The organism is Myceligenerans cantabricum, from assembly GCF_054777735.1.
Map to the genome: position 1 here is coordinate 443,067 of NZ_BAAHAJ010000009.1, position 23,254 is coordinate 466,320.

The 23,254-nt window shown below is 73.2% G+C and carries 21 protein-coding genes; 5 read left to right on the forward strand and 16 right to left on the reverse strand.

Annotation, left to right across the window (positions count from 1 at the left end; translation table 11 throughout):
* Window positions 1–441: 441 nt before the first annotated feature.
* Together ACYU96_RS11150 and ACYU96_RS11155 are read right to left on the reverse strand one after the other, a co-directional pair.
* Window positions 442–891, reverse strand: coding sequence for an ester cyclase (locus tag ACYU96_RS11150; protein ID WP_460753040.1), 450 nt, complete (start codon window positions 889–891; stop codon window positions 442–444).
* A gap of 47 nt (window positions 892–938) precedes the next feature.
* Window positions 939–1,814 carry an alpha/beta hydrolase gene (locus ACYU96_RS11155; RefSeq protein WP_460753043.1) on the reverse strand — a complete coding sequence of 292 codons (876 nt, stop codon included), beginning with the start codon at window positions 1,812–1,814 and terminating at the stop codon, window positions 939–941.
* Between the two features lie 170 nt (window positions 1,815–1,984).
* On the opposite strand from ACYU96_RS11155, the gene ACYU96_RS11160 reads away from it, so the two are divergent.
* The gene (locus ACYU96_RS11160; protein ID WP_460753046.1) at window positions 1,985–2,545 is read left to right on the forward strand and encodes a TetR family transcriptional regulator; all 561 of its coding nucleotides are present in this window, start codon (window positions 1,985–1,987) and stop codon (window positions 2,543–2,545) included.
* An 83-nt stretch (window positions 2,546–2,628) separates the two neighbouring features.
* Here the strand turns inward: ACYU96_RS11160 and ACYU96_RS11165 are convergent, their stop codons facing one another.
* Window positions 2,629–2,817, reverse strand: a complete 189-nt coding sequence (locus ACYU96_RS11165; protein WP_460753048.1) for a hypothetical protein — start codon at window positions 2,815–2,817, stop codon at window positions 2,629–2,631.
* Window positions 2,818–2,954: 137 nt separating this feature from the next.
* Between ACYU96_RS11165 and ACYU96_RS11170 the strand changes: the two genes are divergently transcribed.
* Window positions 2,955–3,749: a hypothetical protein gene (locus ACYU96_RS11170; RefSeq protein ID WP_460753051.1), complete on the forward strand. Its 795-nt coding sequence runs from the start codon at window positions 2,955–2,957 to the stop codon at window positions 3,747–3,749.
* 25 nt (window positions 3,750–3,774) lie between these two features.
* Window positions 3,775–4,362 (forward strand): hypothetical protein, encoded by a 588-nt coding sequence (locus tag ACYU96_RS11175; RefSeq protein WP_460753054.1) that lies wholly within the window; start codon window positions 3,775–3,777, stop codon window positions 4,360–4,362.
* Window positions 4,363–4,387: 25 nt separating this feature from the next.
* Here the strand turns inward: ACYU96_RS11175 and thiD are convergent, their stop codons facing one another.
* The 6 genes from thiD to ACYU96_RS11205 all read right to left on the reverse strand — a co-directional run bounded on the left by thiD (window position 4,388) and on the right by ACYU96_RS11205 (window position 11,900).
* The gene (gene thiD, locus ACYU96_RS11180; protein WP_460753057.1) at window positions 4,388–5,230 is read right to left on the reverse strand and encodes a bifunctional hydroxymethylpyrimidine kinase/phosphomethylpyrimidine kinase; all 843 of its coding nucleotides are present in this window, start codon (window positions 5,228–5,230) and stop codon (window positions 4,388–4,390) included.
* Between the two features lie 239 nt (window positions 5,231–5,469).
* Window positions 5,470–6,315: an HpcH/HpaI aldolase/citrate lyase family protein gene (locus tag ACYU96_RS11185; RefSeq protein ID WP_460753060.1), complete on the reverse strand. Its 846-nt coding sequence runs from the start codon at window positions 6,313–6,315 to the stop codon at window positions 5,470–5,472.
* Window positions 6,312–6,830: a MaoC family dehydratase gene (locus tag ACYU96_RS11190; protein ID WP_460753063.1), complete on the reverse strand. Its 519-nt coding sequence runs from the start codon at window positions 6,828–6,830 to the stop codon at window positions 6,312–6,314. The genes ACYU96_RS11185 and ACYU96_RS11190 overlap by 4 nt, the downstream gene beginning before the upstream one ends.
* On the reverse strand, window positions 6,827–7,978 hold the full coding sequence (locus tag ACYU96_RS11195; RefSeq protein WP_460753066.1) for an acyl-CoA dehydrogenase family protein: 1,152 nt from the start codon (window positions 7,976–7,978) through the stop codon (window positions 6,827–6,829). Before ACYU96_RS11195 ends, ACYU96_RS11190 begins: the two co-directional genes overlap by 4 nt.
* 63 nt (window positions 7,979–8,041) lie before the next feature.
* A complete protein-coding gene (locus tag ACYU96_RS11200) occupies window positions 8,042–10,177 on the reverse strand; it encodes an acetyl/propionyl/methylcrotonyl-CoA carboxylase subunit alpha (RefSeq protein WP_460753069.1) in 2,136 nt (711 codons plus the stop codon).
* A gap of 13 nt (window positions 10,178–10,190) precedes the next feature.
* The gene (locus ACYU96_RS11205; protein ID WP_460753071.1) at window positions 10,191–11,900 is read right to left on the reverse strand and encodes a carboxyl transferase domain-containing protein; all 1,710 of its coding nucleotides are present in this window, start codon (window positions 11,898–11,900) and stop codon (window positions 10,191–10,193) included.
* A gap of 178 nt (window positions 11,901–12,078) precedes the next feature.
* Between ACYU96_RS11205 and ACYU96_RS11210 the strand changes: the two genes are divergently transcribed.
* Window positions 12,079–12,813: a TetR/AcrR family transcriptional regulator gene (locus tag ACYU96_RS11210; protein WP_460753074.1), complete on the forward strand. Its 735-nt coding sequence runs from the start codon at window positions 12,079–12,081 to the stop codon at window positions 12,811–12,813.
* A gap of 246 nt (window positions 12,814–13,059) precedes the next feature.
* On the opposite strand, the gene chrA is transcribed toward ACYU96_RS11210, so the two are convergent.
* The 6 genes from chrA to ACYU96_RS11240 all read right to left on the reverse strand — a co-directional run bounded on the left by chrA (window position 13,060) and on the right by ACYU96_RS11240 (window position 20,896).
* Complete coding sequence (gene chrA, locus ACYU96_RS11215) at window positions 13,060–14,364, reverse strand: chromate efflux transporter (RefSeq protein WP_460753076.1); 1,305 nt, start codon at window positions 14,362–14,364, stop codon at window positions 13,060–13,062.
* A gap of 340 nt (window positions 14,365–14,704) precedes the next feature.
* Entirely contained in the window at window positions 14,705–15,706 is a 1,002-nt protein-coding gene (locus ACYU96_RS11220; protein WP_460753079.1) for a hypothetical protein, read from the reverse strand.
* 282 nt (window positions 15,707–15,988) lie between these two features.
* Window positions 15,989–17,017: an ornithine cyclodeaminase gene (locus ACYU96_RS11225; RefSeq protein ID WP_460753082.1), complete on the reverse strand. Its 1,029-nt coding sequence runs from the start codon at window positions 17,015–17,017 to the stop codon at window positions 15,989–15,991.
* Complete coding sequence (gene ddaH, locus ACYU96_RS11230) at window positions 17,014–17,907, reverse strand: dimethylargininase (protein WP_460753085.1); 894 nt, start codon at window positions 17,905–17,907, stop codon at window positions 17,014–17,016. Before ddaH ends, ACYU96_RS11225 begins: the two co-directional genes overlap by 4 nt.
* 322 nt (window positions 17,908–18,229) lie before the next feature.
* A complete protein-coding gene (gene katG, locus ACYU96_RS11235) occupies window positions 18,230–20,437 on the reverse strand; it encodes a catalase/peroxidase HPI (protein WP_460753087.1) in 2,208 nt (735 codons plus the stop codon).
* 30 nt (window positions 20,438–20,467) lie between these two features.
* Window positions 20,468–20,896, reverse strand: a complete 429-nt coding sequence (locus ACYU96_RS11240) for a Fur family transcriptional regulator (protein WP_460753090.1) — start codon at window positions 20,894–20,896, stop codon at window positions 20,468–20,470.
* 109 nt (window positions 20,897–21,005) lie between these two features.
* Between ACYU96_RS11240 and ACYU96_RS11245 the strand changes: the two genes are divergently transcribed.
* A complete protein-coding gene (locus ACYU96_RS11245) occupies window positions 21,006–22,244 on the forward strand; it encodes an AI-2E family transporter (protein ID WP_460753093.1) in 1,239 nt (412 codons plus the stop codon).
* A gap of 57 nt (window positions 22,245–22,301) precedes the next feature.
* Here ACYU96_RS11245 and ACYU96_RS11250 read toward each other — a convergent pair whose 3' ends face one another.
* Complete coding sequence (locus tag ACYU96_RS11250) at window positions 22,302–23,168, reverse strand: formate/nitrite transporter family protein (protein WP_460753095.1); 867 nt, start codon at window positions 23,166–23,168, stop codon at window positions 22,302–22,304.
* Window positions 23,169–23,254 lie beyond the last annotated feature (86 nt).

Below are 23,254 nucleotides of genomic sequence, written 5' to 3' on the forward strand. Positions count from 1 at the left end.
CGACACTTCACCCTTGTCCAACCGGGTGCCGCGGACCGGACACGGGCCGCGCCGCACGTTCCGGGCTGCCGTTCCGCGGCACCGCGCCGAAAATGCCGCGCGCAGCGGGTCCGCGGGGACCCTCGCCCCCCGGAAGTGGGCTTCGCCACGCGGACCAGACCATCCCGGACAGGTGGCCTTCGCGACCGCGACCGGACCAGCAGGTCCGGTACTCACGAACGACCGAACTGCCGCGGAGACCCGGGCCGTTTCCGTACCGCGGCGTAGGTCAGCGCGTCGGAACCGAGCAGCAGCCGCAGCGGCGGCTGCTCCATGCCCCCGACCGTGAGCGGGGCGGCAGCCGCCTTCCCGGGGTCTCCGACCGGCCGCCGAGTGAAGAGATCCGGACGACGTGTCCGACCCCCTGCCTCCCGAGGGTCGGAACTGCCGCCTTGCTCACGTTCACGACTCCGAAGAAGCTGGTGCCCCGGGAAGGGAGACGATGTCGAGCTGCATGAGCATGTGCAGGACGTCCTCGCCGAACCAGCCCTCGACGATCTTGCCGTTCTCGAGCGTGTAGATGGCGATGCCCAGCCACTGAGCCTCTTTCCCGCTGGCTGGGTTGCCCATGAACGGCCCGACGTTGCGTCCGGAGTTCGTGAATCGGACGACGACCTTGTTCCCCTGGGCGATGAGGTCCTCCACGGCGAGGTGCATCCCCTCCCAAGCACCGGTCGAGTTCGCTGCGTTGAACGCGCGGAACTGCTCGATGCCGTGGAAGGTCCCCATGCTTCCTCCGTTCCAGGTCAGGTCGTCGGCCCACAGCTCGCCGAGAACGTCCGCGTTTCCGCCGTTGACGACCTCGTCGAGGAAACGCCGGACGACAGCGATGTTGCGGTCCACTTCGTTCATCTTCTCTTCGTCTCTTTCTTCCGTCGGGGTGGTCGGCGCGGGTCGAGTCAGGCGCCGGCCGGGCCATGGGCGGCCTGGAGATGGGTGCCGATCATGACGATCGACTGCCGGGCGACGTCGACGGGCCGGGAGTGCGTGAACCCGTGGTCGACGCCGTCGAACTCGCGGTGGGTGACGGGCGCGCCCGCCGTCCGCAGCGCGTCGGCGAAGTCGTTCATCTCGTGCTTGAGGGTGTCGAGCTCGGCCGTCATGACCAACGTCGGCGGGAACTCGCCGAGGCGCGAGTACATGGCCGGTGAGACCCGCGGGTCGTGCAGGTCGGTTCCGGCGAAGTAGGTGTCCTTCACCAGCTGCATCATCCACGTCGGAACGACCGGGCGGGCCTTCGGCGACTGCCGCAGCTCATCGGGACGCGAGAGGTCGGCGACCCCGTACTCCGCCGACACGGCCCGCGGGGCGAATGCGCCGGCGTCGATGGCCTGGGTGACGACGCTGAGCGCCATCTTGGCGCCCGAGCTCGGGCCCCCGACCGTGGCGCGGTCACCGTCCCAGCCGTTCTCCGCCCCGTGGGCATGGATCCACTGGAAGATGTCGAAGCTCTGCTCCTCCGAGACGGGGAACCGGACCTTCGGGGCCGTGTCGTAGTCAGGCACGACGACGTAGGCGCCGATCTCGGAGGCCAGGTAGCGGGCGACGTTGTCCTCCTGCTGGGGGCGCCGCACGATGAACGCACCGCCGTGCAGGATGAGGTGGACCGGCGGGCGCTGCCCCTGCGACGCGGCCGTCGCGACGCACTCCGCGGTCGGGGCATAGACGAGCGCTGTGACCTCCCCATGCCGGGTCGGGATGCGCAGCCGCGACGGCTTGCCGATCCGCCGTGTCGCGAACTGCACCTCCGGCGACATCGACTGCAGCCGGAACATGAGAGGGAAGGCTGCCTGCATCAGGCGCGCAGAGCGGGCGGACGACCTTGAGATGGCGGGATCGGTGGACAGCATGGGAAGCCCTCCGTGAGTCAACTAACTGGACAGTTAGAAGATAGACCGCGATGACCCGAGTGTCAACTACCTAGTTAGTTGCTAACATGGGGAACATGATCAGAGACGCGCAAGCCACGCAGCAGCGGCTCCTCGACGCTGCCACCGCCGAGTTCGCCGAGTTCGGGATCGAAGGTGCCCGAGTGGACCGGATCGCGGCGGCCGCGTCATCGAACAAGGCGCAGATCTACCACTACTTCGGCAGCAAGGACCGGTTGTTCGACGCGGTGTGGGCGTCCCTCGTCGAACGTGTCGTCACAGACGTGCCGCTCGACGTCGACGACCTTCCCGCATACGCGGTCCGGCTCGCCGAAGGCTACGCACAGAACCCCGCACTGGCCCGCCTCATCACCTGGCAGCGGCTCGAGCGCTCGACCGATGCGCCACTGCCCGCGTCGGTCACCAGCGTGAAGGACAAGATCGACGCCATCCGCAGCGCTCAAGAGCACGGCTTGGTCTCCACGCGGTTCAGCGCAGACGCTCTGCTCATGCTCATCCTGCACATCGCAGCGATGTGGAGCATGTCGAGCCCCGACGTCCTCGCCGCGATGGGGGCGCGAACCGGTGAAGAGATGCTGCAGACAGTCCGGGTCGCGGTGGAGCGCCTGCTTGCATAGCGCGAGCGGCCTCGCCGCGAGGCGTCGCAGGCCGAGCCGGATCTGACCCTCCGCGGTCACGGACGACGTCATGGACCACGACGTCACGTCCGTCCGCGTGAGATCGGCCGGGCGCGTTCCGCGGCGTCGCGCACCTTCGGCGGGGTCCACTCCCCACGGTCGACGAGGATCCTCTCGGCATCCAGCCAGGCCTCGCCCGCCAGCTTGTCGACGAACGGGCGCTCGTACCCTTCGGTGTTCGGGCCGGTGTGACGGGCACGCCAGCTCGTCACCTCCGGTGGGGGGCCAGATGGCCGCAGGTGGCCATCCACGTCCACCACCGCCCAGCGGCCGAGTACCTCTCGCCGGCGAAACGACGCGCCCTGCCGAGGTAGTCGACGCAGAACCGGCAGAGCAGTACGTTTCCCCCATGAGCGACGAGCGCCAGGTCACATCTGACGACGCCGGGGACGACGGCCGCATCGAGCGCCTGCGCGAGCTCCTGACCGCGCCGATCAAGATCCCCGAGTCCGAGAGCAGCGGCGAGCAGCCCGACGGCGGCGACGGGGCGCAGGACGCCGCCGCCGAGGAGTACCCGGCGCCCTCGGTCGACATCCCGCCGCACGTGCGCGCCGCCGCCGAGGCCGCCGCCCACGCCGGCGAGGACGAGCCGCGCCGGACCCGCACCGGCAAGAAGCGCCGGACCTGGGCCGACGCTTTCCTCGACACGGGCAAGCGGGACCTGCCCGCCGACGGCGGCGACGCCGCCGCCCAGCTCCTGGCCCGGCTCGACGAGCTCGACCGCCGCGTCGGCGAGGAGGTCGCCCGCACGCGGGCGACCGCCGACGACGCGGCGGAGGCCGCCGAGGCCGTGCGCCGGGACCTCGGCACGGCACGCACGGAGGCACAGGAGTCGGCCGAGGCGGCGACGGCGCGGATCGACGCGGCCGATCAGGTGGCGACCGAGACGGCAGGGAACCTCGACGGGCTGCGCGGGAACCTCGACGGGCTGCGCGAGAAGGTCGACGGGCTGCGCGAGAAGGTCGACGGGCTGGACGGGACGGCCAAGGAGCAGCGGGACGAGATCTCCCGGCTCACCTCGTCGCTGGCGACCGCCCGCGACGAGACGTCCGCCGCCGCGCGACGGGCGGGCACGGCGACGGTCGTCGCGGTGGTGGCCGTCGTCCTGGCGCTGGTCGCGGTGGTAGCGGCGTTCCTGGTCTGACGCAAGCGCTGGTACCTTCGTCGCCATGGCGCCCCTCGACGACTCCCCCCGGCACGCGACGCCGAAGTCCCAGCGTTCCGGCTGGGATCCCCGGCCGCTCCTGGCGGACCTGAAAGCCGGGGTGCAGGCGCAGCTGTCCAGGACGGACATGCCCGCGCCCTGGTTCGAGGACGAGGCGACGGTCTCCCAGCCCACGGTCGACGCCGGCCTGAGCGATCCCGCCGGGGCCGACGACGCCCGCGTGGGTGGCTCCGCGATGGTGCGGGCACCCGCGCCGGCGGGATCCGCCGAGGCGAAGGACAGGCGGCACGTGCGCCGTGCCGCCGACGCGGCCGAGGCCGCCGCCGCGCAGGCCGCGGGCGCGGCGTCGCAGGCCGCCATCACGGCCGAGCGGGCCCGGTCCGACGCGCAGGCCGCCCGCGCCGAGGCCGCCGCCGCGAAGGCGTCCGCCGGCTCCGCGCTCGGCGAGCTGCAGGCCGCGCGCGAGGAGGTCACGGTGCTGCACGAGGCGCTGGAGACCGTCCGCGCCCGCGCCGGGCGCGACGTGCTGATCGCCTGGAGCGGCGCGGGCGTCGCGCTCGTGGTCGCGGTGGTCGGGCTGTTCGCCGGGTAGCGGCCGGCGCCGTCGGCCTCCTCCCTCAGGCCTCCAGCGCCCGCGCTCGCACGCCGGCGGCGTCCCAGAGCATGCCGAGGTGGTCCACCGGGCCGTGCCCGCCCCGCAGCCCCACCTGAAGGCTCTCGCCGCGGGCGATCGCCGCGCGCAGCCACGTCGTCGCCCGGCGCAGGGCCTCCGGCCACGAACCCGTCGAGACCCGCAGCGTCGCGAGCGCCGAGGAGAGCGAGCAGCCGGTGCCGTGCGTGCTGGTGGAGACCAGGCGCGGGCCGCTGACGCTCGCGATCTCGCCGTGGGCGGAGACCAGGGAGTCCGGCGTGTCGGAGGCCATCAGGTGGCCGCCCTTGGCCAGGACGAGCGCGTCGTGCACGGCGGCGACCTCGCGGGCCTGGGCGAGGGCCATCTCCCAGGTGAGCGCCTCGGGCTCGCCGGTGAGCACGGCGAGCTCGGGGAGGTTCGGGGTGACGACGTCGGCCAGGGACAGCAGGTCGCGCAGCGCCGCTTCCGCGGCGGGATCCAGGAGCCGGTCGCCGCTGGTGGCGATCATGACGGGGTCGAGCACGACGACGGGCGGGCGGACGCGCTCCAGCCAGACGCCGACGACGTCGGCCACGCGCGCCGTGCCCAGCATGCCGACCTTGACGGCGTCCACCTCGATGTCGTCGCTGATGGCGTCCAGCTGCTGTGCGACGAAGGCCGCCGGCGGGGCGTGCACGGCGCGCACGCCCTGGGTGTTCTGTGCGGTCAGAGCCGTGATGACGGCCATCCCGTAACCGCCGTGGGCGGCGATGGACTTGAGGTCCGCCTGGATCCCGGCCCCTCCCGAGGGGTCGGACCCGGCGATGGACAGCACCCGGGGGACGCTCATGCCCGCGCCCCTGCTTCCCGGGGCAGGACGTGGTCTCCGGCGGTACGCGGTGCGACGGCGGTGCGCATATCGACGATCCCTTCGCCAGGACGAGCCAGATCAGGTTCGACGGGTGTGTTCTCGGCTGCCACGATTGCAGCACTCTGTGTCGATTTCTTTCCCAGTTTAGGTCGCCAGCGACGGCTTTGTCGAGAAAAGTCCGGCTCCGCCGTGCTGTCGAATGGGTCACATCCCCCGGGTCAGGGCACCGCTCGGGCCAGCACCGCGCGGGCATGGCGCAGGACCGGTTCGTCCACCATGACGCCGTCCAGGGCGAAGACCCCCGCGCCTCCCCCGGCCCCGCGGTCCGCGCCCACCTCCTGGTCCGCCGCGGCCGCCAGGATCTCACGGGCCCGGGCGACCTCGTCCGCCGTCGGCGCGTACGCCTCGCGGATGACCGGGACGTGCGTGGGGTGGATGCAGGCGGTGGCCGCGAAGCCGGAGGCGACGGCGTCGGTGGCCTCCGCGCGCAGTCCGCCGAGGTCGGCGATGTCCAGGTGGACCGCGTCGATCGCCTGCTTCCCGGCGGCGCCCGCGGCCAGCAGGACCGCCGACCGGGCATGCCGTGCGACGTCGCGGTACTCCCCCGGGGCACCGCGCTCGCCCGGTCCGAACCTGCTCGACGTGCCGCCCAGGGAGGCCACCAGGTCCTCCGCCCCCCACATCAGCGCCACGACGTCGTCCCGCCGGGCGAGCACGGTCGCGTCCACGACGCCCGGCGCCGTCTCGCACAGCGCCACGACGTCCAGCCCGCCGAGCACGGGCAGGCTCGCGTCCGCCTTGGCGACCATGACGGTACGGAACGACGTGGCGCGCACGGCCGCGAGGTCGGCCTCGTGGTCCGGCGTGCCGGGCGGGTTGACGCGCACGATCGTGCGCGCCGGGTCCAGGGAGGCGGCGGCCAGCGCCTCCCGAGCGGCGGGGCGCGCCCCGGGCGCGACGGCGTCCTCGAGATCGAGGATCACGCCGTCGGCCCGGGACGCCGCCTTGGCGAACCGGTCCGGCCGGTCCGCCGGGCAGAACAGGAGCGCGGGTCCGGGGATCACGCGCCGGACTCCTCGTGCGCGACGCGGAGCCAGAACAGGCCGTTGCGCACCGCGCGCGCCACGACGACGTCGTCCTGGTTGCGGCCCACGTGCTCCAGCGTGACGACCCCCTGGCCCGGCCGGGAGGCGGACTCCCGCTTGGCCAGCACGTTCGTCTCGGCGTACACCGTGTCGCCGTGGAACACCGGGGCCGGGAACCCGACCTCCTCGAACCCGAGGTTCGCCACGAGCGTGCCGAGCGTGACCTGCCACGTGGACAGGCCCACCAGGGTGGACAGCGTCCACATCGAGTTCATCAGGCGCTGGCCGTACGGCTGGGTCGCGGCCCACGCCGCGTCCAGGTGCAGCGGCTGGCCGTTCATGGTCAGCGTCGTGAACTGCACGTCGTCGGCCTCGGTGGCGGTGCGGCCGGGGCGGTGCAGGTACCGGTCGCCGAGCTCCATCTCGTCGTAGTACCTGCCCCGCTGCAGGATCTCCCGGCCGGGCCCGCCGTCCGCCGTCGTCGGCTCCGTCACTGCAACCCCATCTCCCGGGCCAGCACCATCAGCTGCACCTCCGTGGTCCCCTCGCCGACCTCCAGGACCTTCGAGTCGCGATAGTGCCTGGCCACGGCGTTCTCGTTGAGGAAACCGTACCCGCCCCAGATCTGCGACGCGTCGCGGGCGTTCGCCATCGCCGCCTCCGACCCGATGAGCTTCGCGAGCGACGCCTCCTGCTTGAACGGCACGCCCTCCACGAGCTTGCGCGCGGCGTCCATCCACGCCAGCCGCGCCGAGTGCGCACGGGACTGCATCCGCCCCAGCATGAACGCGACGTGCTGGTTCGACCCGATCGACCGGGAGAACACCTCGCGCTCCTTCGCCCGCTCCAGCGCCAGCTCGAAGCAGCCGACGGCCGCGCCCGCGCACAGCGCGGCGAACGCGACCCGGCCCTCGTCCAGGGCACGCAGGAAGTTCGCGTAGCCGCGCCCCTGCTCGCCCAGCATCGCCGAGTGCGGCACCCGCACGTCGGTGAACGTCAGCGGGTGCGTGTCCGACGTGTGCCAGCCGACCTTGTCGTAGGGCGGGTGCACCTCGAAACCCGGCGTGCCGGTCGGCACGACGAAGCACGTCAGCTCCGGGCCGCCGTCCGGCCGGCGTCCCGTCACCGCCGTGACCGTGACCAGCGACGTGATCGGCGTGCCCGAGTTCGTGATGAACTGCTTGGAGCCGTTGATGACCCACTCGTCGCCCTCGCGCACGGCGGTGGTCCGCGTGGCGCCCGCGTCGGACCCCGCCTTGTCCTCGGTCAGCCCGAAGCCCGCCAGCGCGCGGCCCGAGAGCAGGTCCGGGAGCCAGCGCTGCTTCTGCTCCGCGCTGCCGTGGCGGAAGATCGGCACGATCCCCAGCCCGACGCCCGCCTCCAGCGTGACACCGAGCGACTGGTCCACCCGGCCGATCGCCTCCACGGCCAGGCACAGCGACACGTAGTCCTTGCCCTGCCCGCCGAGCTCGACGGGGAACGGCAGGCCGAACAGCCCCATGTCGCCCATCGCCGCGATGATGTCGAGCGGCAGCTCGCGCTTCGTGTCGTAGTCGTAGGCGCGGGGCGCGACGACCTCGTCGGCGAACCGGCACACCTCGTCGTACAGCTTGGTCTGCTCGTCGGTGAGCAAGTACTTCATGGTTCCTCCCGGGGTGTTGGGAACGACCGGGACCGCGGGGGTCGTGCGGGCCCGGGGGTCTTCTCAGGCCGTACCGGCGGTCACCGTGGCGAGCACCTGGTCACGACGCACCTGGTCGCCGACGGCGACCCGCACCGCCGCGGCGCCGTCGTGCGGCGCGACGAGGGGGTGCTCCATCTTCATCGCCTCGACCACGACGACCGTCTCGCCGGCGGCGACAGGTCCTTCGTCCGCGACCCAGGCGACGGTGCCGGGCATCGCGGCGCGCAGGTCGGGGCCGGCACCCGCCGCACCCGCCGCCTCCACCGCGGCGGCCGCTCGCCGCTGCGCGAACGCCTGCTCCCGCGTGGGCGCGGCCAGGGCGAGGGTCCGACCGGCCCGGTGCAGCCAGACGGTACGCACGGCACGTCCGGACTCCTGCACGACGGCGACGTCGCCCGGCCCCGTGCCCGGCCCGGGCGCCGCTCCGGCAGGGTCTGCCGCCGTGACCGTGCGGCCCGCGATCAGGTGGCGCACCGGTTCGGGCGGGGCGCCCGGGCGAAAGCCGTCCAGGGCCCACGGACCACCGGAGACCCCGGCACGCTCGCCCCGCACCGCCGAGGCGCCCGGCTCCGGCGCCCACGTGCTGTCATGGCGAGGGCCGCGAGAGCCGGCGGCCCGGCCGGCGGAGGTCGCGAGCGCGCGGGCCGCCGCCGCCAGGTCCGCGTCGGCCGGCACCGGGTCCGTCGGCGGGTCGAGGCGTTCGACGAGGCCCGTGTGGATGTCGCCGGCGCGCACGTCGTCCCGGGCAAGGAGCTCGCGGAGCCAGACGAGGTTCGTGTCCAGGCCCAGCACCACCGTGTCCGCGAGCGCCCGCCCGAGCCGGTCGAGGGCCTGGGTGCGGTCGGTGCCGTGGGCGATGACCTTGGCGAGCATGGGGTCGTATTCGCCGCCGACGACGTCCCCGGCGGCGATGCCGGAGTCGACCCGGACGCCGGGCCCGGCCGGTTCGGTGTAGGCCAGGACGGTGCCGGTGTCGGGCAGGAAGCCGCGGGCGGGGGCCTCGGCGTAGGCGCGGGCCTCGACGGCGTGGCCGGTGAGGGTGACGTCGCCCTGGGCGAGGGGCAGCTTCTCGCCGGCGGCGACGCGGAGCTGGAGCTCGACGAGGTCGAGGCCGGTGACGGCCTCGGTGACGGGGTGCTCGACCTGGAGGCGGGTGTTCATCTCGAGGAACCAGAAGTCGAGGGCGCCCGGGTCCTCGGCGGTCGCGTCGCCCGGGACCAGCATCTCGACCGTGCCCGCGCCGACGTAGCCGCAGGCGCGCGCGACCTCGCAGGCGGCCTCGCCCATGCGGGCGCGGACGGCGGCGGCGACCGGGCCGGGCCGGCCGGCGAGGAGCGCGGAGGGGGCCTCCTCGACGACCTTCTGGTGGCGGCGCTGCAGGGAGCACTCGCGCTCGCCGAGGTGGATGACGTCGCCGTGGGTGTCGGCGAGGACCTGTACCTCGATGTGCCGGGGGTCGGGTACGTAGCGTTCGAGCAGGAGGGTGTCGTCGCCGAACGCCGCGGCCGCGACGCGGCGGGCGGACGTGAGGGCGGCGGGGAGGGCGGCGGCGTCGTCGGCGACCTGCATGCCCTTGCCGCCGCCGCCGGCGGCCGGCTTGACGATGAGCGGGAAGCCGACGTCGCCGGCGGCGGCGATCAGCTCCTCGTCGGTGAGGGTGCCGGTGGTGCCGGGCAGGACGGGGACGCCGCGGGCGGCGACGAGGTCGCGGGCGGCGATCTTGTCGGCCATGGCCTCCATGGCGGCGGGCGGCGGGCCGACGAGGACGACGCCGGCGGCGGCGCACGCGCGGGCGAAGGCGGGGTTCTCGGACAGGAAGCCGTAGCCGGGGTGGATGGCGTCGGCGCCGGTGGCGCGGGCGGCGCCGATCACCGCGTCGATGTCGAGGTAGGACTGCGTGGCGGGGGCGGGGCCGATGCGGACGGCCGTGTCGGCGGCCCGGACGTGGGGCGCGGCGGCGTCGGCGTCGGAGTGGACGGCGACCGAGCGGATGCCGAGCCGGCGCAGGGTGCGCACGACGCGGACGGCGATCTCGCCGCGGTTGGCGACCAGGACGGTGCCGAACGGCCGGTGTCCGGGCTGGCCGTCGCCGCCACGGGAGGCCTCGGGCAGGATGTCGGGGCTGCTGAGGGGTGCGCCGAGGTGCCGGCTGGTCATGGTCTCCTCCCTCTCACATCCGGAACAGGCCGAAGCGCGGGGTCGCGCCGGCGTCGTCGAACGGCACCCGGGAGCAGACGTCGAGGGCCATGCCCAGGACGCGGCGGGTGTCGCGAGGGTCGAGGATGCCGTCGTCCCAGCCGCGCGCGGTGGCGTGGTAAGGGCTGCCGGCGCGCTCGTAGGAGTCGCGCACGGGGGCCTCGAAGGCGGCCTGCTCGTCGTCGGACCAGGTGCCTCCGGCGCCCTCGATCTGGTCGCGCTTGACGGTGGACAGCACGGACGCGGCCTGCGGGCCGCCCATCACGGAGATGCGGGAGCCGGGCCAGGACCACAGGAAGCGCGGGGAGTAGGCGCGCCCGCACATGGAGTAGTTGCCGGCGCCGAACGAGCCGCCGACCATCACGGTCAGCTTCGGCACGCGGGTGGAGGCGACGGCGGTGACCATCTTGGCGCCGTCCTTCGCGATGCCGCCGGCCTCGGCGTCCTTGCCGACCATGAAGCCGGTGATGTTCTGCAGGAACAGCAGCGGAATGCCGCGCTGGTCGGCGAGCTCGATGAAGTGGGCGCCCTTGAGGGCGGACTCGCCGAACAGGACGCCGTTGTTCGCGAGGATGCCGACCGGGTGGCCGTGCAGGCGCGCGAACCCGGTCACGAGGGTGGTGCCGTAGCCGGGCTTGAACTCGTGCCAGCCCGGGACGGGGCCGCCGGGGCCGGGCTCGGGGGCGGCGTCGACGAGGCGGAAGATCACCTCGTGGGCGTCGTAGGGCGCGTTGACGTCCACGGGGACGACGTCGTACAGGCCGTCGGGGTCCGACGACGGCGGCAGCGGGCGGGGGTGCACGTCCCAGACGGGGGCGGGATCGGGGGGCAGGGTGCGCACGATGTCGCGGACGATCTCGAGGGCGTGCTCGTCGTCGTCGGCGAGGTGGTCGGCGACGCCGGAGCGGTGGGCGTGCAGCTCTCCCCCGCCGAGCTCCTCCGGGCTGACGACCTCACCGATCGCGGCCTTCACCAACGGCGGGCCGCCGAGGAAGATCGTGCCCTGGTTCCGCACGATGACGGTCTCGTCGCTCATCGCGGGCACGTACGCGCCGCCCGCCGTGCAGGAGCCGAGGACGGCCGCGATCTGCGGGACCCGTTCCGCGGACAGGCGGGCCTGGTTGTAGAAGATGCGGCCGAAGTGGTCCCGGTCGGGGAACACGTCGTCCTGCAGCGGGAGGAACGCGCCGCCGGAGTCCACCAGGTAGACGCAGGGCAGACGGTTCTCGCGAGCGATCTCCTGGGCGCGCAGGTGCTTCTTCACTCCTGCCGGGTAGTAGGTGCCGCCCTTGACCGTGGCGTCGTTGCACACCACCATCACGTGGCGGCCGGACACGATCCCGACGCCGGCGATGACGCCGGCGCCCGGGACGGCGTACTCGTCGGTGTCCGGGGTGCCAGGGGTGCTGCCGTCGCCGTCGCCGGAGGTGCTGCCCCGGCTGCCGCCGCCCTGGCCGCTGCCGGTGCCGTACATGCCGTAGGCCGCCAGCGGGGAGAGCTCGAGGAACGGGCTGCCCTCGTCCAGCAGCCGCCGCACCCGCTCGCGGGGCAGCAGCTTGCCGCGCGCCAGGTGCTTCTCGCGGGATCGGGCGGGGCCGCCCTGCGCTGCGCGGGCGATCCGCTCGCGCAGCGTGGCGGCGAGGTCGCGCTGCGTCGTCGGTGACGCGGCAGTGGTGGTCGCCATGGAGGCAGCATATCCCCTGGAGGTTAATGGTCGTTAACCCGACACGCGGGTGCGGCGGGGCGTGATCGGCTCGCTCGCCACCGGACACGGCGCGACCTGCCCGGTCCCGACGCGGTACGCCCCGCCGCATCCCGGCGTCCACCGAGGCGCCGCCCGGCCGCTGTCTAGACTGCGACGCGTGACACCCCGGCGCCAGCAGATCCTCGACACCGCGGCCGGCCTGTTCGCCGACCGCGGGTTCCACGGCGTGAGCGTGGGTGACATCGGGGCCGCCGTCGGCATCTCCGGGCCCGCGCTGTACAAGCACTTCGCCGGCAAGGAGGACATCCTCGGGCAGTGCCTGCTGCGCGCCTCCGAGCGGCTCCTGGAGGGCGCGCGGGCGCTGACCGCGGACCGGCCAGAAGGTGGGGCGGCGTCAGGGGCAGGGGCGGCATCGGCATCGGCATCGGCATCGGCATCGGCATCGGCATCGGACGACGGTGGCGGGGTCGCCCCGGGAGGCGGCGCAGGAACGGTCGACGACCGCGCGGCGAGGGTGGACGGCGGCGCGGATACCGCTCACGAGCGCCAGTCCCGCGAGGACGACGTTCCCGGCGACACGCTGTCCCGGCTGATCGCGTTCCACACCGACTTCGCCCTGTCCCAGCCGTCCCTGATCGTGGTGCAGGAACGCGAGTGGGGCGCCCTCGGCCGGGCCGCCCGCGCCCAGGTCCGCGAACGCCAGCTCGCCTACATCGACGTGTGGACCCGCGCCCTGCAGCCGCACCGCCCGGACCTCACCCCGCCCGAGGCGCGGGCCGCGGTCCAGGCGGCGTTCGGCCTGCTCAACTCGACGCCCCACTCGGCCCGCATCAGCCGCGCGGCGATGCGCGCCCTCCTGACCCGCATGGCCCGTGCAGCGCTGGTGGCCTGACGCGCCAGGAGTCACCACACCGCCGCGGCCGAGCACCTACCACGCACCACGGCGGCGGCCACCGACCGGCCACGACATCGTGGCGGCAGGCGCTCTTGTGCCGTGGGACGGCGACCACCACGCAGACGACGTGGTCGCCCAGGGCAGCGGGGGCACGGCAGGTCGTGCGGCCACGCAGGATGGCGTGGGCGCCGCAGATGACATGGCCACCCAGGACGGCGTCGCCACGATGTGGCCGGGTGGCCGCTACAGGAAGAAGGCGCCCAGGACGCCGGCCGCGATGACCACCGCCCAGGGCGGAACCTTCCACATGGTCAGGGCCACGTAGGCCGCGACCACGACGGCGAGGGCCGACGACGGCGACGGCGCCGCCAGGACACCCTGAGTGACGACAGGGTCGTAGAAGGCGGCCGCCAGCAGGCCGACCACGCCCGCGTTCACCCCGGCCAGCGCCCGCTGCGCGCCGGCCGCACGGCGCAGCCGGTCCCAGTACGGCAGCGTGCCCACCACGAGCAGGGCCGACGGCGTGAACACCGCCACCAGCGCGATCGCCGCGCCGAGCGCGCCGCCCGGCCCCGACGTCGAGACCGCACCCAGGTATCCGGCGAACGTGAACAGCGGGCCCGGGACGGCCTGGGCCGCGCCGTAGCCGGCGAGGAACTCGTCGTGGGTGACCGCGCCGGCCGTCTCGGCCTGCAGCAGCGGCAGCACGACGTGCCCGCCACCGAACACGAGCGACCCGGTCCGGTAGAACACGTCGACGAGCATCGCGATCCCGCCCGGGCCGGAGAGCGCGGCGAGCAGCGGCAGCACGGCGAGACCGAGGCCGAAGACCACCAGGCACGCGACGGCGACACCGGGCCGGGCGACACCGGCGAGCCGCTCGCCGTCGGCAGCCCCGTCACCCTCGGAGCGCCTGCCGTCGGCGGAGCGCCTGCTGCTGTCGGGCGCCGCAGCCGCTTCGGAGGCTGCCCGTGCAGACGGCGACGACGGCGCTGCCCACCACAGTCCGGCCAGCCCTGCCGCGACGATCACGCCGATCTGGACCAGCGCGAGCGGTGCGCCGGTAGCCGGTAGGAGGAGCAGGACGATCACGGTGCCGCCGGCGATCGTGGCGGTGCGCGGCCCGGAGGCGAGGCTGCGAGCCATGCCGAGCACGGCCTGCGCGACGACGGCGACGGCGGCCGCCTTGAGCCCGGTGATCCAGCCCGCACCCTCCAGGTCCCCCACCGCATCGACCCCGTACGCGAACCCGAGCAGCAGCAGCGCGGACGGCAGGGTGAACCCGGCCCAGGCGGCGAGCAGGCCCGGGATCCCGGCCCGGCGCCAGCCGATCGCCATCCCCACCTGGCTGGAGCCGGGCCCGGGCAGGAACTGGCAGAACGCGACGAGGTCGGCGTACGCGCGCTCGGAGATCCAGCCCCGCCGGGTCACGAACTCCTCGCGGAAGTACCCCAGGTGCGCGACGGGCCCGCCGAACGAGGTGACCCCGAGCCGCGAGAACACCGCGAGCACCTCACGGACGGAGCCAGGACGGCGAGCGGTCGACATGGTGCTTATCGTGCCCGAACATCGCCGGCCCCCGGCGCTCAGGGCCCGGTTTCCCTGACCGGCAGGAGCCCCCTGCCGGACCACAGTTCCAACGACCGGCAGGAGCCCCTGTCCGGTCGGCCGTTCCGTGAGCGGTCGGTCTGACTGTGAGTGATCGGCAGTTTGAACTGCCGATCACTCACAGACCGACCGATCACGTTCCCAGCCGGACGCGATACCGGCCGGAATCTGCGTCGGCCGGACGCCATGACCGATCACGCTGCCGACCGGTCGTGCGATGACCGGTCGCGGGATGACCGGTCGCGGGATGACCGGTCGCGAGAGCGTGCCGGTCCGGGTCTCAGCGGTAGCCGTTGCTGACGTACGCGCGGGAGAAGTCGCCCGGGATGGTGAAGTACTCGGCCATGAGACGTGCCGGGTCGGTGGCGAGCTGGCCGCGGCCGGGGACGTCGTCGCCGTCGTCCCAGCCCCAGGGTGCGTTGGCGGAGTTCGTCGAGCAGCCGATGGCGCCGCTGCCGCAGCCGCCGGAGGTGTTGCCGGCGAACGAGCCGTAGCTCGCGAACGTCGCGGCGTCGTCCCGGCGCTCCCAGAGGCCGCCCGGCGCGAAGATGTCGATCAGGCCGTAGCGCACGTCGCGGTCGTCGGCGTGCTCGGGCGTCTCGCCCGTCCCGGCCGGGAGGTAGACGACGCCGTCGCCGACGATGTCGTACCCGCCGCGCGCCTTGAGGCCGTGCCCCTTGGCTTCCTGCGCCGTCACCGGGTGCACGGCACCGTCGTGCGGGTTCGTCTCCATCGGCAGGGTGCCGTCCACGGTCTCGCCGCCGCCCGACCAGGTGCTGCCGTCCGGCAGGTAGGAGTAGAAGTCCGTGTGCGCCACGGTGACGGCCGCACGCAGCGTGCCGTGCTGCGACCCGTCCTTCTCGACGGCGAGGAGGACACCCTCGGCGTCGTTCTCGTGCTCCGTGTCGAAGAAGGAGTCCGTCCAGTCGCGCGGGTGGAAGAACATGTAGGTGAGGAACCAGTGGGTGCCGGTCTCCACGGCGGACCAGTAGGCGTACGCGTCCAGCGACCCGGAGCCGGTGTTGTCCCAGTTGTTGGTGGCGTTCCAGTCCCCGTCGAAGTCGACGCGCGTGATGTAGTCGGACCGACCGCCCAGTGCGTGGGAGCCGGTCTGGTCGACGTCCTGGTAGTGGATCGGCGCCCAGCGGCGGGCGAGGTCGGCGCTGTCCGTGGAGACGGGTGCGCCGCTCGCGTCCGACGGCGCGGCGGCCGCGGGCACGAGCACGGCGGCCGGCAGGAGAAGTGCACCGGCGGCGAGGGTGGCGGTCAGGGCACGGTTCATGGAGGTCCCCCATGGATCGGGTCGTGGAAAGCCGGCAACGCGCCGGCCAGGGCCGATGGTCCAGGCCACCGGTAGCGATCCCCCGGCGACGAAGAAACCACCGGGTGAATATTCCACCCGGTCCCCGCCCCGGCCAGGGCCCGAGGACCTACCCGGCGCCACTGCCCGGCGCGACTGCCCGACCTCCCAGCCCGGCCGACCCGGCCGACTCGGCCGACCCGGCCAGCCCGGCCGACCCGGCCAGCCCCGCCGGCCGGGTGGCGCCGGGGGTTCCGGCGTGGGTCAGGATTCCGCGACCAGGGAGAAGAGGTCCTTCGGGTCCTCCGGCTCGGCGATGAGGTCCAGGTGCTGCAGGAGCTCCGGGGCGGTGGCCGCCACGTCCGCGGCGACGAACTTCAGGGTGGTCCAGTCCTCGACCGCGAACCCGACCGAGTCCCACACCACCAGGTCCGCGTCGCTCTCGCGGCCCGGCTTCCTGCCCGTGACGACCTCCCACAGCTCCGTGACAGGGAAGTCCGCCGCCTGCTTCTGGATCTCGCCCTCGATGCGGGTCTGCTCCGTGTGCTCCACGAAGACGCGCGCCCGCGCGGTCGTCGCCGGCTCCAGCTCGGTCTTGCCCGGGCAGTCGCCGCCGATCGCGTTGACGAACGCGCCCGCCGGGATGTCGGCGTCGTGCAGCACGACCGCGTTGCGCTTGTCGGCCGTGCACGTGGTGACGACGTCGGCCCCGCGGGCGGCCTCCGCGGCGTCGGACGCGATCACCACCTCGAAGCCCAGCGCCTTCGCGTGCCGGGCCAGCTTCTCGGAGGCGGCGGGGTCGACGTCGAACACGCGCAGCGACTCGATGCCGAGCTCCGCCCGCATGCCCAGCGCCTGGAACTCGGCCTGCGAGCCCGCGCCGATCAGCGCCAGGGTGCGCGAGTCCTTCCGCGCCAGGTACCGCGCCGCGAGCGCCGACGCCGCCGCCGTGCGCAGCCCGGTGAGCAGCGTCATCTCGGCGAGGAACGACGGGTAGCCGTTGTCGACGCGCGCCAGCATGCCGACGGCCGTGACCGTCTGGAAGCCGCGAGCCGGGTTGGACGGGTGGCCGTTCACGAGCTTGAAGCCGTACGTCTCGGCGTCGGCTGTGGGCATGAGCTCGATGACGCCCTCGGCCGAGTGCGTGGCGATGCGGGGCCGCTTGTCGAGGCCGGGCCACTGCGCGAAGTCGCGGTCCATGGCGTCGGTGAGGCCTGCGATGACGGCCTCCGGGCCGCGGCGGGCGGCCCAGCGGGCGGCGCCGGCGACATCGAGGAAGGGGACGGATGTCATGCGGGGACCTCCCGGACGGTGGCGGGGCGCAGCTCGAGCGTGCAGCACTTGACGGAGCCGCCGCCCTTGAAGAGCTCGGACAGGTCGACGGGGACGACGTCGAACCCGGCGGCCGCGACGTCGTCGGCGAGGCGGCCGGCGCGGTCCGTGAGGAAGACGGTCTTCCCGTCGGAGACGACGTTGAGGCCGAGCACGGCCGCGTCCTCGGCGGAGGCGATGACGGCGTCGGGGTACAGGCGCTCGAGGGTGGCCCGCGACTCCGCGGTGAACGCACCCGGCAGGTAGGCGATCAGGGGCGGGTTCCCGCTCGCGCCGGTGTCGAGCACGGCGAGCGCGGTGTCGAGGTGGTAGTAGCGCTCGTCGACGAGCTCGAGCGGGACGACGTCGATCCCCTGCTCGGCGAGCCCGAGCCTGCGTGCGGCCTCGTCGTGGGCGGCGCGCGTGGTGCGGAACCCGTGGCCGGCCAGCAGCCGGTCGCCGACCAGCAGCAGGTCGCCCTCCCCCTCCTGGGTCTCCCCGGACTGGCCGAGCGCGGTGATGCCGCGCTCGCGGGCGGCGGGGCCTGTGAACCAGGCGTCGTAGGCGGGGCCTTCCTTGGCCCGCTCGGGGTAGGTGAAGCGTGCCGCGAGCGCCTGCCCGCCGACGACGACGCCACCGTTCGCGGCGTACACCATGTCGGGCAGGCCCGGCTCCGGGTCGATGACGTCGACCGTGTGGCCGTGCGCCTCGTACGCCCGCCGGAGGGTCTCCCACTGGGCGAGGGCCCGGCCGGTGTCGACCGGGACGCTGGTGTCCATCCACGGGTTGATGGCGTAGACGACGTCGAAGTGCTCGGGTGGGCACATCAGGAAGTGTCGCGTCGTGGCACGGCGCGAGGTGGGTTGCGTCATGCTGCGACGCTATCCGGCGCGATGTTGCACGGCGGCGGCGTTCCGTTGCGTTCTCACCACGGGTTTCTTGGTGGATCTGGCCTGGGGCTGAACGGATCGCCGCTCCGGGGTCGGCGACCGGGGGGTTCGCCGCTGCACGGCAGGGTGCGCTGCCCGGGTCCTCGTCGGTGGCCCGGAGACCGTCCTGCGGCCGGCCGGCCGGAACGGGCCGGAACCACCGAGGCAGCCGGCGGCGGGTGCCGCCGGCGGCCTCGGTGGTGCGTGTCCCCCGGCGGGGCGGTACGTCACGGCTGTGACGCGCCGCCCCGCCGGGGTGGTGGGGTCACTTCACGTCGAAGCGGTCCAGCTCCATGACCTTCTGCCAGGCCGCGGCGAAGTCGCGGGCGAACTTCTCCCCGGCGTCGTCCGAGGCGTAGACCTCGGCGAGCGCGCGCAGCTCGGAGTTCGAGCCGAACACGAGGTCGGTGCGCGAGGCCGTCCACTTCCCGTCGCCGGAGGTGAACGTCTGCTCGTCCTCGGACGGCTTCCACTCGATACCGAGCTCGAGCAGGGTGGTGAAGAAGTCGTTCGTCAGCGTGCCGGGACGCTCGGTGAGCACCCCGAGGTTCGAGCCGTCCCAGGTGTTGCCGAGCACTCGCAGGCCGCCGACCAGCACCGTCATCTCCGGGGCGGTGAGGCCCAGGAGGTTGGCGCGGTCGATGAGCAGGAACTCGCTCGGCAGCTTGAGGAAGCGGCTGTCGTAGTTGCGGAACCCGTCGGCGACCGGCTCCAGCCAGTCGAAGTTCTCGGCGTCGGTCTGCTCCTGGGTCGCGTCCACGCGCCCGGGGGTGAAGCCCACCTCGACGTCGACCCCGCCGGCCCGCGCGGCCTGCTCGACGCCGACGCCGCCGGCGAGGACCAGCACGTCCGCGAACGACACCTGGACGTCGTGGGAGGCGTTGAACGCGGCGGTGATCTCCTCGAGCCGCGCCACGACCGGCGCCAGCTCCTCGGGCCGGTTGACCTTCCAGTCCTTCTGCGGCGCCAGGCGGATGCGGCCGCCGTTCGCGCCGCCGCGCTTGTCCGACGTGCGGTGGCTGGCCGCCGCCTTCCACGCGGTGGACACGAGCTGCGCGACGCTCAGGCCGGAGTCCGCGAGCTGCTGCTTGAGCTCGGCGATCTCGGCGTCGCCGACCGTCCGCTCCGGCGCGGCGGGCAACGGGTCCTGCCAGGGCAGGTCCTCGGCGGGCACCTCGGTGCCGAGGTAGCGCGCCTTCGGGCCCATGTCGCGGTGCGTCAGCTTGAACCAGGCACGGGCGAACGCGTCGGCGAACGCGTCCTGGTCGGCCAGGAACCGGCGGGAGATCGCCTCGTAGGCCGGGTCGACCCGCAGCGACAGGTCGGTGGTGAGCATGGTCGGCAGCCGCTTCGCGCCACCCTCGTCCGGGGCGGGGATGACCGCCTCGGCATCCTTCGCGACCCACTGGATCGCGCCGGCGGGCGACTCGCTCCTCTCCCACTCGTAGCCGAAGAGGTTCTCGAAGAAGAAGTTGCTCCACTGCGCCGGAGTCTGCGTCCAGGTGACCTCCAGGCCAGAGGTCAGCGCGTCCTGCAGGACGCCGCTGCCGTGACCGTTGCGCCAGCCGAAGCCCTGCTCGTGCAGCGGCCCGGCCTCCGGGTCCGGCCCCTGCCGGTCGTCCGGGTGGGCGCCGTGGGTCTTGCCGAACGAGTGGCCGCCCGCGATCAGCGCGACCGTCTCCTCGTCGTTCATGCCCATGCGGCGGAACGTCTCGCGGATGTCGCGGGCCGCCGAGGCCGGGTCCCCGTTGCCGTTGGGGCCCTCCGGGTTGACGTAGATCAGCCCCATCTGGACCGCGGCGAGCGGTGCCTCGAGGTCACGGTCACCCGTGTAGCGCTCGTCGTCCAGCCAGACCTTCTCCGGGCCCCAGTAGACGTCGTCGTCGGCCTCCCACACGTCCGGGCGGCCGCCCGCGTAGCCGAAGGTCTTGAAGCCCATGGACTCCAGTGCCACGTTGCCGGCGAGGATCATCAGGTCGGCCCAGGAGATCGCCTGGCCGTACTTCTTCTTGACCGGCCACAGCAGACGGCGCGCCTTGTCCAGGTTGCCGTTGTCGGGCCAGGAGTTCAGCGGGGCGAACCGCTGCTGGCCGGCGCCACCACCGCCACGGCCGTCGTGCGACCGGTACGTGCCCGCGGAGTGCCAGGCCATCCGGATCATCAGGCCGCCGTAGTGCCCGTGGTCCGCCGGCCACCAGTCCTTGGAGTCCGTCATGACGGCCCTCAGGTCCGCCTTGACCGCGTCCAGGTCGAGCGTCTCGAAGGCGGCCCGGTAGTCGAAGCCCTCGTCGAGGGGGTCGCGCGCGGCGGTGTGCTTGGCCAGGATCTTCAGGTTCAGCCGGTTCGGCCACCACTCCGCGTTGGCATCGCCGCGCGTCGGGTGCACGCGGCCGGCGCCGTGCGCCACCGGGCACCCGCCCACGGTGTCCTCGGTCGGGGCCACGGTCTTGGTCTCAGCCGTGCTGTCAGACATGGGGGACTTCCTTCCAGGTACAAGGAACGCTCATTCGGTCGTGGCACGACACCCGGGGCACAGCCCCCAGTAGACGATCTCCGCCTCGTCCACCGCGAAGCCGTGGTCGTCCGGAGGCGCGAGGCACGGCGCCTCACCGACCTCGCAGTCGACGTCGACGATCGCGCCGCAGCCGCGGCACACCAGGTGGTGATGGTTGTCCCCGACCCGCGTCTCGTACCTGGCAGTGGCCCCCGACGGCTGGATGCAACGCACCAGCCCGGCGGCGGTCAGGGTGTGCAGCGAGTCGTAGACGGCCTGGTGGGACACCTCGGGCAGGTCCTCGCGCGCCGCGGCGAGCAGCTCGCCCGCATCGGCGTGCGGGCGACCCGCCACGGCGGCCAGCACCGCCACGCGGGGGCGGGTCACGCGCAGACCCGCCTCCCGCAGACGCTGCTGGATCCCGTCGGTCGTGCTCACGGGTGAAAGTCTCCCTCCTTTTCTTGAATCAGTCAAAAGAACACCGGATGGACGACGTCTTGCGGACTTTGCTCGTTCATGTCGGACATTCCCGCTACGGTGGCGGCCCATGACCGCCAGCCCTCTCACCGAGACCGAGGACGACGCCACGAGCGCCGCCGCGCACGAGACCGAGCCGGCCACGACCGGCGCCGCACCGCAGGACGCCGAGGACGCCCGGACCACCGAGCCTGCCGGGGCCGACGACGACCCGCCGCGCGGGTCGTCCGGGTCGAAGCACCCGCCGCGGTGGCTGCCGCGGGCGTTCGCCCTGGGGATCGTCGCGGTCTTCGTGGGGATCTTCTCGTGGCACGCGCTCGGAGCGCTGCAGAGCCTGTGGGTGGCACTGCTCATCGCGTTCTTCCTGTCGCTCGCCCTGGAGCCCGCGACCGTGTGGCTCGTGCGGCGCGGGTGGAAGCGGCCCGCCGCGGCCGGGGTCACGCTGCTCGGGTCGCTCCTGGCGATCCTCGGGATCATGGCGCTGTTCGGGAACCTGTTCGTGCAGCAGGTGGTCGAGCTCGGCCGGACCCTGCCGGAGTACTACGGCGAGCTGCGGGCGCTGATCCTCGGGTTCGTCGACGTCCCCCTGCCCGCGCAGGACGAGCTGGTCGGACAGGGCCTCGACCAGTTCGGGAACGACCTCGCGGCGAGCGCGCTCGTCGTCGGCAGCGCCCTGCTCAGCGGGCTCTTCTGGGGCATCACCATCCTGCTGGTGGCGTTCTACCTGCTCGCGGCCGGCCCCCGGTTCCGGCGCGCGGTGTGCCGCTGGGTGCCCACCGACTACCAGGACGAGGTGCTGCACCTGTGGGAGGTGGTTCAGCGCAAGGTGTCCGACTACATCGACACCCGGCTCGTGCTCGCCCTCATCTCGACCGTCGTGACCTGCGTCTTCCTGCTGATCCTGCGCACGCCGTACGCGATCCCGCTGGCCGTGTTCGTCGGCGTGGTCTCCCAGTTCGTGCCGACGATCGGCGCCTACCTCGGTGGCGCGCTGCCCATCATGGTGGCGCTGACCGGGCAGGGGCTGTGGCAGGCAGGGGCCGTGCTCGTGTTCGTCGTGGCCTACCAGCAGGTGGAGAACCTGTGGCTGGCGCCGATGCTGTCCGAGCGGGCGCTGGAGATGAACGCCGCCGTGAGCCTGCTGGTGGTGCTGGCGTTCGGAGCCGTGTTCGGGGCGCTCGGCGCGTTCCTGGCCCTGCCGGTCGCCGCGACCATCCAGGCCATGGCGACCACCTACCTGCAGCGGCACGAGCTCATCGAGTCGCACATGTTCACCGACCCGGAGGACAAGTGGGTGGCGGCGGGGTGACCTCCGCGCGGGGTTCGTGGCGGGGCCGGGCCCGGCCCCGCCACGAACCCGCGGGCCTCAGTGGACGAGCTCCTTCTCGGACTCGTCCGAGGACTCCGCGGACGGGCGCGGCGCCGGCACGGCACCGGCGTCGGCGCGCCGGCCGTGCGCGAGGTACAGCGTCAGGCCGACGAACGTGAAGCCGCCCACCAGGTTGCCCACCACCGTGGGGATCTCGTTCCACAGCAGGTAGTCGCCGACGGTGAAGTCGGCACCGAGCATCAGGCCGGACGGGAACAGGAACATGTTCACGATCGAGTGCTCGAAGCCCATGTAGAAGAACAGCATGATGGGCATCCACATCGTGATGACCTTGCCCATGACGCTCTTGCTGATCATGGCCGCGACCACGCCGGTCGAGACCATCCAGTTGCACAGCACGCCGCGCACGAACAGCGTGAGCATCCCGGCGGCGCCGTGGTCGGCGTAGCCCACGGTCCGGCCCTCGCCGATGGTGCCGATCGCCTGGCCGACCTCGTCCGGCTCCACCGAGAAGCCGTACGTGAAGTAGATCGCCATGAGCACCGCGACGAGGAACGCCCCGGCGAAGTTGCCGACGAACACCAGACCCCAGTTGCGCAGCATCCCGGGCCACGAGACCCCGGGCGCCCGCGCCAGCCACGCCAGCGGCACCAGCGTGAACACGCCGGTCAGCAGGTCGAAGCCCATCAGGTAGAGCAGGATGAAGCCGACCGGGAACAGGATCGCCCCGGCCAGCGGGTTCTCGGCACGGACGGACACCGTGACGGCGAACGCGGCGGCGAGCGCGAGGATCGCGCCGCCCATGACGGCGCGCACGAGGGTCTCACGGGTGGACAGGAAGACCTTCGACCGGCCCGCGGCGATCAGCTCGGTGACGAGGTCCGGTGGCTTGACGTAGGACATGGTGGTCTCCCAGGAGGGTCAGGACCCGCTCGCGCGGGTCGGGTTTCGGGCCTGCCCCGAGGCTGCCGCGTGGGCCGTTTCCCGCG

What these genes read in the sequence shown, in the direction of transcription:
- ACYU96_RS11150 (WP_460753040.1), bottom strand. Translation starts at nt 891, where the DNA reads ATGAACGAAGTGGACCGCAACATCGCTGTCGTCCGGCGTTTCCTCGAC.
- ACYU96_RS11155 (WP_460753043.1), bottom strand. Translation starts at nt 1,814, where the DNA reads ATGTTCCGGCTGCAGTCGATGTCGCCGGAGGTGCAGTTCGCGACACGG.
- ACYU96_RS11225 (WP_460753082.1), bottom strand. Translation starts at nt 17,017, where the DNA reads ATGACATCCGTCCCCTTCCTCGATGTCGCCGGCGCCGCCCGCTGGGCC.
- ddaH (WP_460753085.1), bottom strand. Translation starts at nt 17,907, where the DNA reads ATGACGCAACCCACCTCGCGCCGTGCCACGACGCGACACTTCCTGATG.
- ACYU96_RS11205 (WP_460753071.1), bottom strand. Translation starts at nt 11,900, where the DNA reads ATGGCGACCACCACTGCCGCGTCACCGACGACGCAGCGCGACCTCGCC.
- chrA (WP_460753076.1), bottom strand. Translation starts at nt 14,364, where the DNA reads ATGTCGACCGCTCGCCGTCCTGGCTCCGTCCGTGAGGTGCTCGCGGTG.
- ACYU96_RS11200 (WP_460753069.1), bottom strand. Translation starts at nt 10,177, where the DNA reads ATGACCAGCCGGCACCTCGGCGCACCCCTCAGCAGCCCCGACATCCTG.
- ACYU96_RS11170 (WP_460753051.1), top strand. Translation starts at nt 2,955, where the DNA reads ATGAGCGACGAGCGCCAGGTCACATCTGACGACGCCGGGGACGACGGC.
- ACYU96_RS11195 (WP_460753066.1), bottom strand. Translation starts at nt 7,978, where the DNA reads ATGAAGTACTTGCTCACCGACGAGCAGACCAAGCTGTACGACGAGGTG.
- ACYU96_RS11175 (WP_460753054.1), top strand. Translation starts at nt 3,775, where the DNA reads ATGGCGCCCCTCGACGACTCCCCCCGGCACGCGACGCCGAAGTCCCAG.
- ACYU96_RS11160 (WP_460753046.1), top strand. Translation starts at nt 1,985, where the DNA reads ATGATCAGAGACGCGCAAGCCACGCAGCAGCGGCTCCTCGACGCTGCC.
- ACYU96_RS11245 (WP_460753093.1), top strand. Translation starts at nt 21,006, where the DNA reads ATGACCGCCAGCCCTCTCACCGAGACCGAGGACGACGCCACGAGCGCC.
- ACYU96_RS11250 (WP_460753095.1), bottom strand. Translation starts at nt 23,168, where the DNA reads ATGTCCTACGTCAAGCCACCGGACCTCGTCACCGAGCTGATCGCCGCG.
- ACYU96_RS11220 (WP_460753079.1), bottom strand. Translation starts at nt 15,706, where the DNA reads ATGAACCGTGCCCTGACCGCCACCCTCGCCGCCGGTGCACTTCTCCTG.
- thiD (WP_460753057.1), bottom strand. Translation starts at nt 5,230, where the DNA reads ATGAGCGTCCCCCGGGTGCTGTCCATCGCCGGGTCCGACCCCTCGGGA.
- katG (WP_460753087.1), bottom strand. Translation starts at nt 20,437, where the DNA reads ATGTCTGACAGCACGGCTGAGACCAAGACCGTGGCCCCGACCGAGGAC.